15 protein-coding genes are annotated in these 14,856 nt (G+C 68.9%); 5 read left to right on the top strand and 10 right to left on the bottom strand.

Going from position 1 to position 14,856, the window contains the following annotated elements; translation table 11 throughout:
* The first annotated feature begins 32 nt into the window (after window positions 1-32).
* Complete coding sequence (locus ASD23_RS06925) at window positions 33-1,352, top strand: DUF1254 domain-containing protein (protein ID WP_235507769.1); 1,320 nt, start codon at window positions 33-35, stop codon at window positions 1,350-1,352.
* Window positions 1,353-1,393: 41 nt separating this feature from the next.
* Here ASD23_RS06925 and ASD23_RS06920 read toward each other — a convergent pair whose 3' ends face one another.
* Both ASD23_RS06920 and arfB read right to left on the bottom strand, forming a co-directional pair.
* Window positions 1,394-1,792 (bottom strand): MmcQ/YjbR family DNA-binding protein, encoded by a 399-nt coding sequence (locus ASD23_RS06920; RefSeq protein WP_129230264.1) that lies wholly within the window; start codon window positions 1,790-1,792, stop codon window positions 1,394-1,396.
* A 92-nt stretch (window positions 1,793-1,884) separates the two neighbouring features.
* The gene (gene arfB / locus ASD23_RS06915) at window positions 1,885-2,322 is read right to left on the bottom strand and encodes an alternative ribosome rescue aminoacyl-tRNA hydrolase ArfB (protein WP_056008570.1); all 438 of its coding nucleotides are present in this window, start codon (window positions 2,320-2,322) and stop codon (window positions 1,885-1,887) included.
* A 158-nt stretch (window positions 2,323-2,480) separates the two neighbouring features.
* Here arfB and dinB point away from each other — a divergent pair, with 158 nt between their 5' ends.
* The gene (gene dinB, locus ASD23_RS06910) at window positions 2,481-3,677 is read left to right on the top strand and encodes a DNA polymerase IV (RefSeq protein WP_056008568.1); all 1,197 of its coding nucleotides are present in this window, start codon (window positions 2,481-2,483) and stop codon (window positions 3,675-3,677) included.
* A gap of 13 nt (window positions 3,678-3,690) precedes the next feature.
* Here the strand turns inward: dinB and ASD23_RS06905 are convergent, their stop codons facing one another.
* Window positions 3,691-4,272: a dihydrofolate reductase family protein gene (locus ASD23_RS06905; RefSeq protein ID WP_056008565.1), complete on the bottom strand. Its 582-nt coding sequence runs from the start codon at window positions 4,270-4,272 to the stop codon at window positions 3,691-3,693.
* A 132-nt stretch (window positions 4,273-4,404) separates the two neighbouring features.
* Here ASD23_RS06905 and ASD23_RS06900 point away from each other — a divergent pair, with 132 nt between their 5' ends.
* Window positions 4,405-4,596, top strand: coding sequence for a hypothetical protein (locus ASD23_RS06900; protein ID WP_056008562.1), 192 nt, complete (start codon window positions 4,405-4,407; stop codon window positions 4,594-4,596).
* A gap of 21 nt (window positions 4,597-4,617) precedes the next feature.
* Here ASD23_RS06900 and ASD23_RS06895 read toward each other — a convergent pair whose 3' ends face one another.
* Both ASD23_RS06895 and ASD23_RS06890 read right to left on the bottom strand, forming a co-directional pair.
* Window positions 4,618-5,187: a sugar O-acetyltransferase gene (locus ASD23_RS06895; protein ID WP_056008559.1), complete on the bottom strand. Its 570-nt coding sequence runs from the start codon at window positions 5,185-5,187 to the stop codon at window positions 4,618-4,620.
* Between the two features lie 41 nt (window positions 5,188-5,228).
* Complete coding sequence (locus ASD23_RS06890) at window positions 5,229-6,107, bottom strand: helix-turn-helix transcriptional regulator (RefSeq protein WP_056008556.1); 879 nt, start codon at window positions 6,105-6,107, stop codon at window positions 5,229-5,231.
* Between the two features lie 222 nt (window positions 6,108-6,329).
* Between ASD23_RS06890 and ASD23_RS06885 the strand changes: the two genes are divergently transcribed.
* The gene (locus ASD23_RS06885) at window positions 6,330-6,728 is read left to right on the top strand and encodes a (R)-mandelonitrile lyase (RefSeq protein ID WP_056008553.1); all 399 of its coding nucleotides are present in this window, start codon (window positions 6,330-6,332) and stop codon (window positions 6,726-6,728) included.
* A gap of 39 nt (window positions 6,729-6,767) precedes the next feature.
* Window positions 6,768-7,802, top strand: a complete 1,035-nt coding sequence (locus tag ASD23_RS06880) for a zinc-binding dehydrogenase (protein ID WP_200941697.1) — start codon at window positions 6,768-6,770, stop codon at window positions 7,800-7,802.
* Here ASD23_RS06880 and ASD23_RS06875 read toward each other — a convergent pair.
* The 5 genes from ASD23_RS06875 to ASD23_RS06855 all read right to left on the bottom strand — a co-directional run bounded on the left by ASD23_RS06875 (window position 7,751) and on the right by ASD23_RS06855 (window position 14,847).
* A complete protein-coding gene (locus ASD23_RS06875; protein ID WP_056008551.1) occupies window positions 7,751-8,089 on the bottom strand; it encodes a type I phosphomannose isomerase catalytic subunit in 339 nt (112 codons plus the stop codon). The genes ASD23_RS06880 and ASD23_RS06875 overlap by 52 nt on opposite strands.
* A gap of 155 nt (window positions 8,090-8,244) precedes the next feature.
* On the bottom strand, window positions 8,245-10,317 hold the full coding sequence (locus ASD23_RS06870; protein ID WP_082571288.1) for a cellulase family glycosylhydrolase: 2,073 nt from the start codon (window positions 10,315-10,317) through the stop codon (window positions 8,245-8,247).
* 77 nt (window positions 10,318-10,394) lie between these two features.
* On the bottom strand, window positions 10,395-11,360 hold the full coding sequence (locus ASD23_RS06865; RefSeq protein WP_056008545.1) for an N-acetylglucosamine kinase: 966 nt from the start codon (window positions 11,358-11,360) through the stop codon (window positions 10,395-10,397).
* Window positions 11,357-12,355, bottom strand: a complete 999-nt coding sequence (locus ASD23_RS06860) for a glycoside hydrolase family 113 (RefSeq protein WP_442854319.1) — start codon at window positions 12,353-12,355, stop codon at window positions 11,357-11,359. The genes ASD23_RS06865 and ASD23_RS06860 overlap by 4 nt, the downstream gene beginning before the upstream one ends.
* Complete coding sequence (locus tag ASD23_RS06855; RefSeq protein ID WP_056012678.1) at window positions 12,352-14,847, bottom strand: glycoside hydrolase family 2 protein; 2,496 nt, start codon at window positions 14,845-14,847, stop codon at window positions 12,352-12,354. Before ASD23_RS06855 ends, ASD23_RS06860 begins: the two co-directional genes overlap by 4 nt.
* Between the last annotated feature and the right edge of the window lie 9 nt (window positions 14,848-14,856).

The following is a 14,856-nucleotide window of genomic DNA, read 5'->3' as shown; positions in this document are numbered from 1 at the left end:
CGCCATTCGGTGAACTTCACTTCTTCGACGGGGTGCCGTTGCCCGAGACGGTCGAGACCGCGTACGACGCGCTCGACCTGATTCGGGCCATCGACGTGTTCCTGAACGCCGTACCCGGCGCGTCACTCGTCGCGTTCCGCGCCGGCCTGCGCGTCGCCGGTGTCACCTCTCCCAGACAGATCGGCATCACCGAACCCCGGGCGACGTCGAAGGCGTTGTTCCTCACGCCGAACACCGAGACGACCTACGGCGTCACCATGCTCGATCTCAAAGCGTGGGGACCCACCGTCATCGAGGCGCCGCCGCAGTCGCTGTGCGTCGTGGACGACTTCTGGTTCCGCTATGTCGCCGACATGGGCATCGCCGGTCCCGACCAGGGCGCAGGCGGCAAGTACCTCTTCCTGCCGCCGGGGTACGAGGGAGACGTGCCCGACGGCTACTTCGTCTACCACACACCCACGTACACGAACTTCGTCGTGCTGCGCGCGCTCGGCGGCGTGCCGGCGATGAAGCAGACCCGCATCTATCCGCTCGCCGACGCAGCGAACCCCGCGGACAACGAGTTCATCAACCTCGCGGAGACCCCGTTCAACACGGTGCACGCGAACGACTTCTCGTTCTTCGAAGAGGTGGCGGAGCTCGTGCAGGAGGAACCCGCATCGGCACTCGACCCGGAGCGTGCCGGGCAGCTCGCCGCGATCGGCATCGCGAGCGGTCAGCCGTTCGCCCCCGATGCACGCCTGCGCGGCATCCTCGAGCAGGCGGCGCCGATCGCCGCCGGGCTCGCTCGGACGGTCAGCTACGCGCCCCGCGACCCCGAGGCAGTGCTCTACGGATCGTGGCGCAACGCCTTCGTCGGCGGCGACTACGAGTTCCTCCGTGACGGAGCACGGCTCCTCGACGCGCGCACCCAGTTCCACTACATCGCGACCGTCATCACCCCGGCGATGGCGCATGCCCAGGTCGGTGCGGGCTCGGCGTACGCGTACACCGTGCACGATTCGGCGGGCAATCTCTTCGACGGGTCGCGCACGTACCGTCTGCACGTCGAAGCCAATCCCCCGGCGAAGAACTTCTGGGCGGTCGACGTCTACGACACGCAGACGCGATCGCTGCTCGTCGTGCCATCGACCCCGTACCCCGCCCTTGCCAGCAACGACGGCAAGATGCAGGCCAACGAGGACGGGTCGTTCGACCTGTACTTCGGCCCGAGCGCACCCGCCGGAAAGGAGTCGAACTGGGTCGAGACGGTGCCTGGAAAGTCCTGGTTCCCGATCCTCCGGATCTACGGCCCGCTCGAGCCCTGGTTCGAACAGACGTGGCGATTGAACGAGGTCGAGCCGATCGACTGAACGCGAGGCCGGCAGCGAACGCGAGCGGGCCGAGCGCGTTGTCACCGCCCGCTCAGGCGGCCGCCATCGAGCTCGGCCCGCAGGTACCTCGGCGCCTGCACCCGCCACGCCTCCGTCACGAGTTCGGCGAGATGCCGCTCGTCGACGGCCGCCATGCGGAACGCGACCTTCGGCTCGCCCCACCTCGTCGTCGTGCGCAGGAACACGTCGGGCGCCATCTCGACGAGGGCCAGGGCGTCGATGGGATCGCTGACCTTCACCCCCACGACGAGTTCGGCCGCGATGATCGCGCGCATGTCGGCCGGGATGCTCGGCCACGGGTGGCACTCCCACGCGTAGAGCTTGCCGCGCACGAACCACGCGGCGCCGCCGGTCGTCGAGCGCTCCTCGCTGCCGGGAAGCTGAGCGGCAGTGCGGCGGAGATCGTCGAGGTTCGGCACACCGCGAGTGTACGGCCGGCCACCGACGCGGCAGCTCGGGCTCGTGATGCGACGCGACGCCCTCGACGAGCATCGCGACCGCCACCCCGTGATCAGTCGTGAGGCGGGCGACGCAATCGCTTGACGTCGGTGCGCCGCTTCTTCGCATCGAGGCGCCGTTCCTTGGCTCCGCGACTCGGCTTCGTCGCTCGTCGCGACGGTGACGGCGGCCGCAGGGCGTCGGCCACGACGGCAGCCAGCCGAGCGCGCGCCGCATCCCGGTTGCGCAGCTGGGCGCGGTGCTCGGATGCCGCGATCGTCAGCACGCCGTCCACGAGGCGACCGCTCAGGTGTTCGAGGATCCGCTCCCGCTGGAGCGTCGAGAGCGCGGCCGAGCGTGCTGCATCCCACACGAGCTCCACCCGCGAGTCGGCCGTGTTCACGCCTTGCCCGCCGGGACCGGAAGACCGCGAGAACCGCCATGACAGCTCGGACTCGGGGATCGTGAGTCCGGCGTCGACCCGGAGACCGGGACGGTGGGCTGCGGGCATAGGTCCATCATCCTCTCCCGCTCGAGCCCTGACACGCGGGATCGCGCGGCAGAGACCGTGCCGATCGCGCGCGACCCGTTCGATGAACGCGAAGACGGAGCATCCGGTGTCGTCGGGGCATGCGACGATCCGCAGGACGGACGATCGTTGGGAGCGAGATGCGGGGCGAGGCCACCGTGCTGCATGCGGATCTCGACGCGTTCTACGCCTCGGTCGAGCAGCGCGACGCGCCCGAACTGCGCGGCCGGCCCGTCATCGTCGGCGGAGGCGTCGTGCTGGCGGCGAGCTACGAGGCGAAGGCACGTGGCGTGCGCACCGCGATGGGCGGCCGACAGGCGCGAGACCTGTGCCCCGATGCCGTGGTCGTCCCGCCGCGCATGGACGCCTACTCGGCGGCGAGTCGGGCCGTGTTCACGATCTTCCGAGATACCACGCCGCTCGTGGAGGGGCTCTCCATCGACGAGGCGTTCCTGGAGGTCGGGGGCCTGCGTCGCATTGCGGGCACGCCCGAAGAGATCGCGGTGCGATTGCGCGAGCGCGTTCGCGTCGAGGTGGGGTTGGCCATCTCGGTCGGGATCGCACGGACCAAGTTCCTCGCGAAGGTCGCGAGCGCCGTCAGCAAGCCCGACGGCCTCCTGATCGTCGAGCCAGGACGAGAGGAGGCGTTCCTGCTGCCGCTTCCGGTGGAACGATTGTGGGGCGTCGGTGCCGTCACCGCCGAGAAACTGCATCGGCTCGGCATCCGCACGGTCGGAGAACTGGCCGAGCTCGAGGCCGCGACCGCGGAGCGGCTGCTCGGCAGGGCAACTGGCGCCCACCTGCACGCGCTGGCCCGTCTGCGGGACCCCCGCCCGGTCGTCGCCACGCAGCGCCGCGGCGCCATCGGCTCCCAGCGTGCACTCGGCAGCCGCCCGCGCTCAGCCGAAGAGCTGGATCTCATCCTCACCCAGCTCGTCGACCGTCTCGCCCGCCGACTCCGGGACGGCGACCGGGTCTGCCGCACGGTCGTGCTGCGGCTTCGCTACGCCGACTTCGCCAAGGCGACCCGATCTCGCACCCTCCGCTCCTCGTCCGGCCGCACCGCGGTGCTGCTCACCGTCGCACGGGAGCTGCTCGCCGGCGCACAACCCGAGATCGACGAGCGGGGCATCACCTTGATCGGCGTCTCGCTGTCGCAGCTCGGCCGCGCCGCCGACCTCCAGCCGGAGCTGCCGATCGACTGGGACGACGGGATGCGCCTCGACACGGCGCTCGACGCGGTACGCGACCGCTTCGGGGCGACCTCCGTCGCGCGGGCGACGCAGCTCGGTCGCGATCCGGGCTGGTCGCCGCCGCTGTTGCCCGAGTTCGAGTGAGCAGCCGGGTCGATCAGCGGCGTACTCGATACCGAAGGTGGAGTACCCGTTCGCCCTGGATGACCACATCTGGATCCTCCAACAGGTGCTGCGCCTGGACGGAGCCGAAGTATCGTTTGCCCGACCCGAACACGACCGGAGCGACGTCCATGCGCACCTCGTCGACGAGGCCCGCGGCGAGCACCTGGCCGCCGACATCGCCGGCGGCGACCTCGACGATGCGGTCGCCCGCAAGCTCCTGTGCGATGGCCACGGCCGCCTCGACGCCGTCGACGAAGGTGAACGGCGCATCGGAATCCCAACCCTCGGGTTGTGGTCGGTGCGTCACGACGACCACGTGGTCGATCCCGCTCGGAGGCGTGCCGTCCCAGCCGTCCGTCAGGTCGAAGACGTGGCGGCCCGCGATCGTCACACCGATCCGATCCCAGTACGGCCGCGTGTAGTCGTACGTCGCCTGCGAGACCTTCAGCACGCCGCTCGCGTCCAACGGGACGTCGCCGCCGGTCAACCAGTCGAACAGCGGTCCGGGCTGGTCGTTCGCGTCGGCGATGAAGCCGTCCACCGACACCGAGCCGTACATGACCACCTTGCCCATGGCACGCTCCTCTGCATCGGGTGTCCCCAAAATATCGTGCTCCGTCGCGCTCGGAAAGACGTCGATCGCCTCAGGAATCGCGTATCCCGACCCGCTTCCGGGGGCGTATCGTGAGCCTTGGGGAGGCCGAACATGAATGACAGAGGTTCGAATGCCGGATGCTTCGCCGGCGGCGGTGCGATCTACGGACTCGGCATCATCGGCGCGTGGGTGTTCTTCTTCCAACAGGCCGATGCGTTCTGGGAGTTCATCGGAGCGTTCTTCCAGGGCCTCTTCTGGCCGGCGTTCATGGTCTACGAAGTGTTCACGGCGCTCGTGGAGTGAGACACGAGTTGGCGAGGCCGCTTACTCCTCGATGGTGCGGACCACGCGTGCGGGTGAGCCGACGGCGATCGCGCCCGCGGGGATGTTCTTGGTGACGATGGAGCCGGCACCGATGACCGCGTCTTCCCCGATGGTGACGCCTGGGAGGACGGTGACGTTGGCTCCCAGCCAGACGTTTCGCCCGATGACCACCGGGGAGGGTATGAGGTCGCTGCGCCGGCGGGGGTCGATGTCGTGCTGGAGAGTGGCGATGACGGCATTGTGGCCGATCAGGCAGTCGTCGCCGATCGTGATGCCGCCTTGGTCTTGGAATCGGCAGCCGGAGTTGATGAAGACGCGCTTGCCGAGCGTGATGTTCTTCCCGAAGTCAGCGGTGAACGGCGGGAAGAGTGTCACGGTCTCGTCGACGGGCTTTCCGGTCAGTCGCGCCAGGAGTTCCCGTACTTCCGCCGGCTCGTGGTAGCCGGTGTTGAGCTCGCCCGCGATGCGGAGTGCGTCTTGACTGGTGTCATGCATGACGGCGTGGGCGGGTGAACCGCCGGTGATGGTCTCGCCGGCGTCGAGGAGTGCGAGAAGTTCTGTGAGCGTCATGCGTGCCTCTGTGTGGATCGGGATGGGACGGCTGAGCGCTGTCATTCTGACGGCGCCGTGCGGGCCGGAACGTCGGCACTCCAGTTGGCGAGCATCTGGAGTCGCTCCGCTGACGGTGACCCGGGCTCGGCCGTGTAGATGAGGAGGCTGAGGCCGTCTTCGGCGGTGACGGTGAGTTCTTCGTAGAGCAGGGTGAGCTCGCCGACGATCGGGTGTTGGAAGCGTTTGGTGCCGGTGCCATGGGTCCGGACGTCGTGTGCGGACCAGAGTCTGGCGAAGGTCTCGCTTCTGGTGGTGAGTTCGCCGACCAGGTCCTGCATGGCGCGGTCATGTGGGTCTCGCCCCGCTTCGACGCGCATGATGCCGACGCACATCTGAGCGAAGAGCTCCCAGTCGGGGTAGAAGTCACGGGATGCGGGGTCGAGGAACTGGAATCGTGCCAGGTTCGGCACCCTGCCGCTGGTCCCGATGACGGGTGAGTAGAACGCTGCCGCTAGGGCATTCGTGGCGATGAGGTTCTGGTGACGGTCCCGGACGAACGCAGGCCCTCCGGTGATCGCGTCGAGCGTGCGTTGCAGACCGGCGCGGGCTGGCTGCTGTGCCGTCGCGCGCCGACGCGGACGACCGGAGGTCGGGATGCCATCGGCCGCCCGTGCGAGATCGAGCAGATGCATCCGCTCGGTTTCATCCAGACGTAGTGCGCGTGCAAGTGCTTCCAGGACTCCTGCCGATGCGCCGGCGATGTCGCCGCGCTCCAGCTTCGCGTAGTACTCGACGCTGACGTCAGCCAGCATCGCCACCTCGGCACGGCGCAGCCCGGCCACGCGCCGGTTCGCGCCGGCCGGGAGCCCGACGTCGGCGGGTGAGATGCGCGCGCGTCGTGACATGAGGAACTCGCGCACCTCCGCCTTGTTGTCCATGCAATCCACAGTAGGACGATCCGTACGCGGGAGGGATGCACTGCGGGTACACCTTCCGCAAGGGACTCCCTCGGCAGGCCTTCCGCGGCTTGACTTGCAACGTGACCAATCGACGCGCCATCTCTGCAGGACTGATCGCCGTCGCAGTGCTCCCCGCTCTTGCCGAGTGCATGGCGAGCGAACAAGCTCCGTCGATCCAGTAACGCAAGAGAGGACCGAACCATGCACATCCTTCCCATCGCCCCCACGGTGAAGAATCCCGCGAAGTGGTTCACCGGTGACGTGTGGCTCGACCAGGTCATCTCACCGCAGGACGACGGCCAGCGGTTGAGCGCTGGCCTGGTGCGGTTCAGCCCGGGCGCCCGCACTGCATGGCATACGCACCCGCTGGGCCAGACGCTTCGCATCATGGAGGGCACCGCGCTCGTCCAGGCCCGCGGCGGAGACGTGATCGAAGTCCATGCCGGCCAGACCGTGTACACACCTCCGGGCGAGGAACACTGGCACGGCGCCGCCCCCGACAGCTTCATGACGCATCTCGCCCTTTGGGAAACGCCCGACGGCGAAGACAGCGCCCACTGGGGTGCACACGTGACCGACGCCGAGTACGGCAACCGCTGAACGAACTCCACCGCTGAGTTCCAGAAGAAAGGACTGCTCATGCGAGCAACCCTGATGTACAACGCCGGCGACATCCGAGTTGAAGACGTCCCCGAACCCACCATCCAAGAACCGACCGACGCCATCATTCGCGTCACGTACGCGTGCGTGTGCGGATCGGACCTGCACCCCTACCACTCGCTCGAGGAGACGCCCGAAGGGCGTCGCATGGGGCATGAGGCGATCGGCGTCGTCGAACAGATCGGCTCGGACGTCGCACGTCTGTCCGTCGGCGACACCGTGATCGTGCCGTTCGCATGGTCGGACAACACCTGCTCGTTCTGTCGCGACGGTGTCACGACGTCCTGTGTGCACGGCGGATTCTTCGACGGGGCCTCGTCGGCGACGCAGGCGGAGAAGCTGCTCGTGCCGCAGGCGGACGGTACCGCAGTCGTGATTCCGGAGGGCACCGACGAATCGTTGATGCCGTCGTTGCTGACCCTCTCCGACGTCTACCTCACCGGGTACCACGCCGCCCACAAGGGCGGAGTCGAGCCCGGAAAGACCGTCGTCGTCATCGGCGACGGTGCGGTCGGTCTGTCGGCGGTCCTCGCCGCCAAGCAACTCGGCGCTGAAACGATCATCCTCATGGGCCGCCACGAAGACCGCACCACCCTCGGTCGAGAGTTCGGCGCCACCCATGTCGTGCCCGAGCGCGGAGAAGAAGGGATCGCGAAGGTCCTGGGCATCACGGGCGGGGAAGGCGCGCACGTGGTGCTCGAAGCCGTCGGCCACATGCCCGCTTACGAGCAGGCCTATGGCATCGTCCGCCCCGGCGGCACGATCTCACGTGTCGGAGTACCGCAGTACGAGGATGCCCCCGTCGGTTTCGCATCTCTGTTCGGAAAGAACGCGACCCTGACGGGTGGGCCTGCAACGGTTCGCGCCTACCTCGAGGCCGCGCTGCCGCAGGTCCTGGATGGAACGATCGACCCCGGTCGAGTGTTCGATCGCGAGCTTCCCCTGGATGAGATCGCCGAGGCTTACCGACTCATGGACTCCCGCGAAGCGCTCAAGGTACTCATCCGTCCGTAGGGCTCGGCCAGCAGGTTGGCCCGGCCGCACAGCTTCGTCCGTGGGCCGGGATGCGCCTGGATCGACAGCGGCGACGCCGCGCAGAGGATCTTGAGGAGGAACGGCAGGCTGCGCCCGCTCGCCTGCTCCCACTCGGCGAGATCGGCCCATGCGTGAGCCTGCGCATCGGAGAGACCCGCGGCATCGGGGCCGCCCGTGGCATCCGTCACCGCCCGGCTCGGACCCGAAGGGTGCGCTCCGAGCCACAGCTCGGCCTGCCGCTCGCCCGTCGGCGGATGCCCGAGCACAACGAAACGCCGTCGACCGCCCCCCACTCGTATCCCTTGGGGTCGTTCGCGAGCTTGGTGAAGAAGGGCGGCATTCGGGTCATCGTTTCCTCGGTGCATCTGTGGGTGGGAGGCGGATGCCGAGCCTCGGGCGACGCCCGACATCCGCCCGTCGACTACCGCAGCGTGAGGCGGTCGATCGAGTACTCACCGACGTTGAAGTACACGAGCACGTCGTGCACCTCGGTGAGGGTCGTCACGTCGCAGCCGAAGGTCTCCATCGGCACGGTGACGGTGGTCGAGGTGTTCTCGGGCACCCACGTCCACGGCGACTGACACCAGGTCCAGTCCCCGCCCGATCGCACCGCGATCGAGACCGAGGATCCCGTGGCCGCGGTCGTGACGTCGAACTCGAGGGAGGACTTCGTCGACAGGTCGAGCAGGGGCGAGTCCGCGGGTGAACCGAACCAGGCGCCCTTCGAGCTCACCTGCAGGGCGGATGGCCCGTCGGTGGCCCCCGCCGCGCCGGTCGAGAGGGCCCCGGGGTCCGACTGCCAGTTCGCCGGTGCCCAGCCCTCGAGGCCGCTTTCCCACGAAGCGAGCACCACGGGATCGCCTGGCGCGGGCTTCACGGTCACCGTGAGGGTTGCCTGTGCCGTGTCGATGCCGTTGCCCACGGAGTACGGGAATTCGACCTTGCCGGTGAAGCCGGCGTCGGGCGTCACGAGCACGGTCTCGCCCGCCTGGATCGCCGCGGTTCCGCCGGCACGCACGATACTCGTCTGGCGACCCTTCGTCGCGGGGTCGAGGTCGAGCGTCTTCGCCCGCACGGGGAGCGTGAACGAGACGTCGTTGGCGAGCACGTCGACGACCGCGGTCGTGTCGCGCTGGATCGTGACGGCGTCGTGGTCGGCGATGATCTCGAGCAGGGTCTTCGCGCCGCTCAGCGAGAGCGGGACGAGCTTCGCCTGATCGCTCATGAGCTCGCAGACGGGGCTCGGGCAGTAGACCGTGAAGCCGTCGTAGTCGGCGTAGGGCGTGCCGTCATCCTGCTGCGAGGCGAGCATCCAGTAGAGGGTACCGTCGACGCCGAGAAGGCGGATCGTCTTCAGCCACTCCTCGTAGACCGGCATGCGCGTGGCCTTGTCGGTGATACCGAACTCGCCGAGGTAGACGGGCTTGTCGATCTTGGCGGCCGCCTTCGCATGCTCGGTGATCCAGCCGGTGCCCCAGGCGGTGCTGGTCTTCCAGTGGTCGGGGTAGAGGTGCATGGACATGAGGTCGATGTTCGGCAGGGAGGCGAGTGCGACGGTGTCGACGCCATCGGCGCAGTCCTCGCCGAAGCCCGGGCCGTAGCCCGAGGCACCGTACTTCTGGGTGAGGATCCACTGGTCGGCGGGGCGGCAGAAGAACCCCTCGTCGCCGGCCGAGAGCAGGTGGTTGCGGTCGATCGACTTCACGAACGTGCTCATCTCGTCGGCCCACGTCGTGATGGTCGTCGTGTCGCAGTCGCCGTCGGGGTAGACGCCGGCGCTCGTGCATCGGGGCTCGTTCGCGAGTTCCCAGGAGAGGATCGTCGGGTCGTCCTTGTACTGCACGCCTGTGACGCTGTTCGTGCGGTTCAAGAGCGTCGAGATCCAGTCCTGGAACCATCCGCGGATCGTGGGGTCAGTGTAGAAGTCGGCGTGCTCGTCGAGGCCCGCCCAACGCACGTACTGGTCCATGCCGCCGAAGGCGTTCCAGTTGTTCGTGAACGGGATCACGAGCTTCAGCCCGCGTTCGCCCGCCTCCGCGATCGCGTAGTCGAGCTTCTCCAGCCCGTCGGCGCCGGTGTTCACGATCGGCGCACCGGATGCCTCGTCCCACGCCTGGTACCAGACGCCCTCGAAGTTCTGGTGCACCGAGTCCGAGCCGTCGGGGTTCTGGAAGTCCTGGAATCCCCAGGTGCGGATCACGTCGAACCCGGCGGTCTTCGCGTCATCGAGCACGGCGTCGACCATGGCCTCGGACTTGTAGCCGAGGTAGTAGTTGTTCGTGCCGGCGAACTCGTAGGCCTTGCCGGCGAGCGTCAGCCTCGAACCGCTCGCCTTCACGAACGGGGTCGGCGTCGCCTTCGACGAGACGGATGCCGCGGCGGAGGCCGGTGCTGCGACGGCCGGGCCGGCGAGCCCGACGACGCTGGTCGCCGCGAGCACCGCCCCGAGTGCGGTCGCGAGCACTCGGGCCCGCGAGGTGGATCTGTGTGTCATCTTCGACTCCTGTCAGGTGCTGCTCGAGGTGATCGACGATCACCTCGGGGAACCCGGCGCCCGATCCGGGGGTTGGTTCACGTGGTGGCCGAATGCTCCACCGACGCGATGGTCAGGTGCGCCCGCAACGGATGCCGCTCGGCGAGCGCCGCGAGCGCGGCGGAGCCGTCGAGCCCGTTGCCCTTGGGCGCGATGATCTGGATGTGCGGCACGGCGTCCCGCACGCGGTGCTCGAACCGGTTGCGGATGCGGTCCGAGCGGAAGACGCCGCCGATCGCGCTCAGGTGCGGTTCGGCATCGGGTCCGGTTTCGCCGACGCTCTGCAGCGCGGCGAGGACGGAGAGCGCGAGTTCATCGGCGGCGGCGCGGCAGATGTCGGCCGCGACGTCGTCGACCGACGCGAGCGCCGCGACCTGCTCGGCGAATGCTGCGACGACGCTGACCCGGTGCGGGTCGGCCTGCAGGTCGATGTAGGCCTGCTCGATGTCAGGCCAGCGATCGGTGATGAGCCCGCTGAGCAGCGTCTCCGGGCCTCGTCCGTCGTAGGAGCGCATGCCCGCCTCGAGCGCCTCGCGGCCGATCCAGTAGCCGCTTCCGGCGTCGCCCATGATATTGCCCCAGCCGTCGACGCGCCGAACACGCTCCCGCCCGACGCCCAGGGTGACGACACCTGTGCCCGACGCGACGACCGCGCCGCGGTCATCGCCGAGCGCGCCGACGAACGACGAGATGGAGTCGTGCGCGAGGAGCACGCGGCGCACCCCGAGCGGGGCGACGGCGGCGAGCAGTGCAGCGGCATCGGCATCCGCCCGCGTCAGGCCCGAGACGCCCGCGGTAACGGTGTCGATGCCGGTGATTCCGCCGGAGACGTCCGTCCCCGTGTTCGGTGCGAGCTGCGCGGTGACCTGTGCGAGTTGTGCGAGCAACGGCTCATGCGTGCGGATGCCGGGGAGCAGCGTCTCTCGAACAACGGCGCCGTCGACGACCAGGCGGGTCTTGATGCCCGTCTGGCCGGCGTCGATGGCGAGCACGGACCGGGTCATGCGCTCGCCTCGGCGGCCCAAGCGCGGTACTCGCGCATCATCACGTCAGCGGCCGGCTTGCCGTACGGGCAGTAGTCGTCGTTCAACGATGCCTGCTCGGGGGCATAGAGGTCGGCCGGCCAATCCCACAGCATGAGCCCGCGAACCCACGGCCGCGCCCGGCACGCCGCGAACATCGCCTCGAAGTAACGCACCTGCTCGGCGCCCGACGGCGAACCGACGAGGTTCCAATCGTTCGGGAGCTCGGCCGAGCCCTCGCGTGACGGGCACCCGGCCTCCATGAAGAAGAACGGCTTGCCGTGCTGCAGGGCGACCCGCTCGATGCGATCGAGCTGCTCCTGCCAGGAGTCGATCGGATAGTACCCGCTCGAGCTGATCACGTCGACCGCGTCCCACCAGGTGACGCGGTCTTCCTGGTACTTGTCGCAGTTGTACGTGATCGGGCCTGTGTAGACGGCTCGCACCTCGGCGATGAGCGCACGCCAATGCGCCTCCTGGCCGTCGGCGCGCACCATCTCGCAGCCGATGCAGAGCATCTCGCAGCCCTCGGCTTCGGCGATGCGCGCCGCGTGCAGGATGAAGTCGCGGTACGAGGCGAACCACTGGGTCCAGCTCGGCTCGCCCGGCACGTCCCAGTCGAAGAAGCCGATGTTGGCACGCCACGTGCCGTCGGCGACGTTCACGACGGGCTTCAGGCAGACCTTCATGCCGAGCCCGTGCGCGCGCCGGATCGACGCGACGATCTCGTCGTCGGTCACCGTGGGCTCGGCCTCGAACGGAATCTCAGTCGAGAACGGCGTCGCCTGCTCGGCCGCGTACGCGATCGCCGTCCAGGTCACGGCATGTTCGGCCATGCTGCGCATCGACTCCTCGGCGGCCGGGGACGTCCACGTTCCGCGAATGCCGGTCCAGCCCCAGGTCATGCCGCAGACGGGTTCGCGCAGCAGCTGCACGGCCGAGGCGGCAGTTGTCGCCGCGGCGTCGACGGCGCTCACCCTGCTACCAGCTGGTTCGCGCTGCGCAGCACTCGGGGGTCGCGAACCGCGTCGAGGTCGAGCGCGTCGACGCCGCGGACGAGGAAGGTCCACGACTCCCCCGGCAGCAGCGTCACGAGGCCGGACTCGACCGAGGCGCGCACGTCGAGCTTGTCGACGAGCAACGTGAGGTCGCGGACGACCGAGTCCTCGGCGGTCACGGTGACGGCGATCCCGTCGTCGCCCGAACCGGTGCTCTTCACCACCAGGTCGGCGGCCTTCAGGGCGCTGTCGCGCGGCTCGACGAACCACCAGAGGCCGCGCACCTCACCGATCGACGCCGTGAGCAGTTCTCCCCCGGCATCCGTCGCCTCGGCGACCTCGGCGGGGATGGGCACGGTGCCCGAGGCGCGCGGTGCCACGTCGACGGATGCAGCGGCGCGCGCGATGACCGATCCGTCGAACCCGCGCCGCTCGAACACGACCTCGCCCGACCAGGCGTCGCCCGTGTCGTTGCCAAAGATCGCCGCGAGACCATCACCCCGGGGCTGGATCGTCACGACGCGCGGCGCGAACGCGGTGCGGATCGCGTGCAGCAGCGGCTTCGCGTGCCCGTCGCCGTCGATCGCCGCCCACGAGGTGACCGGCCAGCAGTCGTTCAACTGCCACACGACCGCACCCGCGGTCTTCGGCCAGTGCGAGCGGTAGTGGTCGAGTGCGCAGGAGATCGCGTTCGCCTGGTTCAGCTGCATGGCCCAGTGCCAGGTCTCCATGTCGTTCGGCACGCGGAAGTGACGCACGAGGCCAGCGGTGAGCTTCGCGTTGCCGTCGATGGCCTTCTGGTGCACGATCATGCCCGGCGATGCGGGCGTCAGTGGGTCGTCGCTGATCGCACGGGTGAGCGTTGACCATGCGGGCGGGCCCTGCCAGCCGAACTCGGCGACGAAGCGCGGTTCGAGGTCGCGGTAGTGCGGCCAGTCCTTCTGGTTCCACAGGTCCCAGACGTGCATGGTGCCGTGCGCCTCGGCGTTCGGGTGCGCGCCGTTCGGGCTGAACGGACTGCCCGGCGTATACGGCACCTGCGGTGCGAGCTCGGCCACGAGGCCGGGGAAGAGCTCGTGGTAGTAGTACGCGCCCCAGGTCTTGCCGTCGAGCGCGAGCTTCCAGTCCCAATCCTCGTAGCCCCAGAGGTTCTCGTTGTTGCCCGTGAGCAGCGCGAGCGAGGCGTGGTGGGCGAGGCGCACGATGTTGTCGCGCGCCTCTGCCGCGACCTCGGAGCGCAGCGGCTCCTCCTCGGAGTACGCAGAGCACGCGAACAGGAAGTCCTGCCAGGTGAGCAGGCCCATCTCGTCGGCGAGGTCGTAGAAGTCATCGGCCTCGTAGATGCCGCCGCCCCAGACGCGAATGAGGTTGAGACCGGCGGATGCCGCCTGCTCGAGCCGTGCGCGGTACCTGGTGCGGCCCACGCGGGACGGGAAGGCGTCGTCGGGAATCCAGTTGACGCCTTTCACGAAGACGGGCTGCCCGTTGACCACGAGCTGGAACGGGGTGCCGTCGGCGTCGGGCGTCGTGTTCCACTCCAGCTCGCGGAAGCCGACGCGACGCGCGGTCTCGTCGAGCACCCAGCCCTCGACGCCGAGACGCACATGCACATCGTGGAGGACGGGGTCGCCGTAGCCGATCGGCCACCAGCGCTCGACACGGTCGAGTTCGACGCGCACGACTGCCTCGTCGGATCCGGCCGGCAGGTCGACGGCCGCACGCACGCCGCCGACCTCGAGGTCGAGGTGCAATTCGGCGCCTGCGCCGGCAGCCCCCGCAGCCCGCTGCACGCGCACAACAGCCTCGACGCTGCCGCCCTCGCCGTCGGGCGTCGCCCGCACGAGCACCTCGTCGAAGCGCGCCGTCGACCAGGAATCGAGGCGCACGGGGCGCCAGATGCCGCTGGTGTACGTGGCGATGCCCCAGTCCCAGCCGAAGCTGCAGGCCGACTTGCGCATCGCGTCGAAGGGCATGGCGTAGGGCCCGGGGCGCGCGCCGAGGGCGGCGCTCTGGGCGGCGGCGTACTTCAGCGGGCTGCGGAACGCGACGACGAGCTCGTTGACTCCGTCCTGCAGCACCGCGGTGACGTCGATGCGGTGCACCCGGTGCTGGTTCGCGACCTCCGCGACGACCGTGCCGTTCAGCAAGACTGTCGCCACGGTGTCGAGTCCGTCGAAGACGAGTTCGTGCACGGATGCCGCGGCGCGGTCGGATGCCGGCAGCTCGAACGTGGTCTCGTAGGTCCAGTCGACGAGCCCCACCCACGCGACCGCCGATTCGTTGTCGTCGAGGTACGGGTCGGGGATGAGCCCCTCCCGCATGAGATCCAGGTGCACGACGCCGGGCACGGTGGCCGGGATCGCCGAGCCCCCCACGGCTTCGGGAGCAGGGCCGGCTGCGGCGCGCACGCGCCATGCCGTGTGCAGGCGGCGCTCGATGCGGTGCACGTGCTGCTGGGATGTGGTGGTCATGATCTCCGG

This window comes from Agromyces sp. Root1464 (assembly GCF_001427265.1).
GTDB lineage: Bacteria > Actinomycetota > Actinomycetes > Actinomycetales > Microbacteriaceae > Agromyces > Agromyces fucosus.
This window is presented reverse-complemented; position numbering and strand designations above follow the sequence as displayed.

What these genes read in the sequence shown, in the direction of transcription:
- ASD23_RS06870 (WP_082571288.1), bottom strand. Translation starts at nt 10,317, where the DNA reads ATGACACACAGATCCACCTCGCGGGCCCGAGTGCTCGCGACCGCACTC.
- ASD23_RS06905 (WP_056008565.1), bottom strand. Translation starts at nt 4,272, where the DNA reads ATGGGCAAGGTGGTCATGTACGGCTCGGTGTCGGTGGACGGCTTCATC.
- ASD23_RS06865 (WP_056008545.1), bottom strand. Translation starts at nt 11,360, where the DNA reads ATGACCCGGTCCGTGCTCGCCATCGACGCCGGCCAGACGGGCATCAAG.
- ASD23_RS06855 (WP_056012678.1), bottom strand. Translation starts at nt 14,847, where the DNA reads ATGACCACCACATCCCAGCAGCACGTGCACCGCATCGAGCGCCGCCTG.
- dinB (WP_056008568.1), top strand. Translation starts at nt 2,481, where the DNA reads ATGCGGGGCGAGGCCACCGTGCTGCATGCGGATCTCGACGCGTTCTAC.
- ASD23_RS06885 (WP_056008553.1), top strand. Translation starts at nt 6,330, where the DNA reads ATGCACATCCTTCCCATCGCCCCCACGGTGAAGAATCCCGCGAAGTGG.
- ASD23_RS06900 (WP_056008562.1), top strand. Translation starts at nt 4,405, where the DNA reads ATGAATGACAGAGGTTCGAATGCCGGATGCTTCGCCGGCGGCGGTGCG.
- ASD23_RS06880 (WP_200941697.1), top strand. Translation starts at nt 6,768, where the DNA reads ATGCGAGCAACCCTGATGTACAACGCCGGCGACATCCGAGTTGAAGAC.
- arfB (WP_056008570.1), bottom strand. Translation starts at nt 2,322, where the DNA reads ATGCCCGCAGCCCACCGTCCCGGTCTCCGGGTCGACGCCGGACTCACG.
- ASD23_RS06890 (WP_056008556.1), bottom strand. Translation starts at nt 6,107, where the DNA reads ATGGACAACAAGGCGGAGGTGCGCGAGTTCCTCATGTCACGACGCGCG.
- ASD23_RS06895 (WP_056008559.1), bottom strand. Translation starts at nt 5,187, where the DNA reads ATGACGCTCACAGAACTTCTCGCACTCCTCGACGCCGGCGAGACCATC.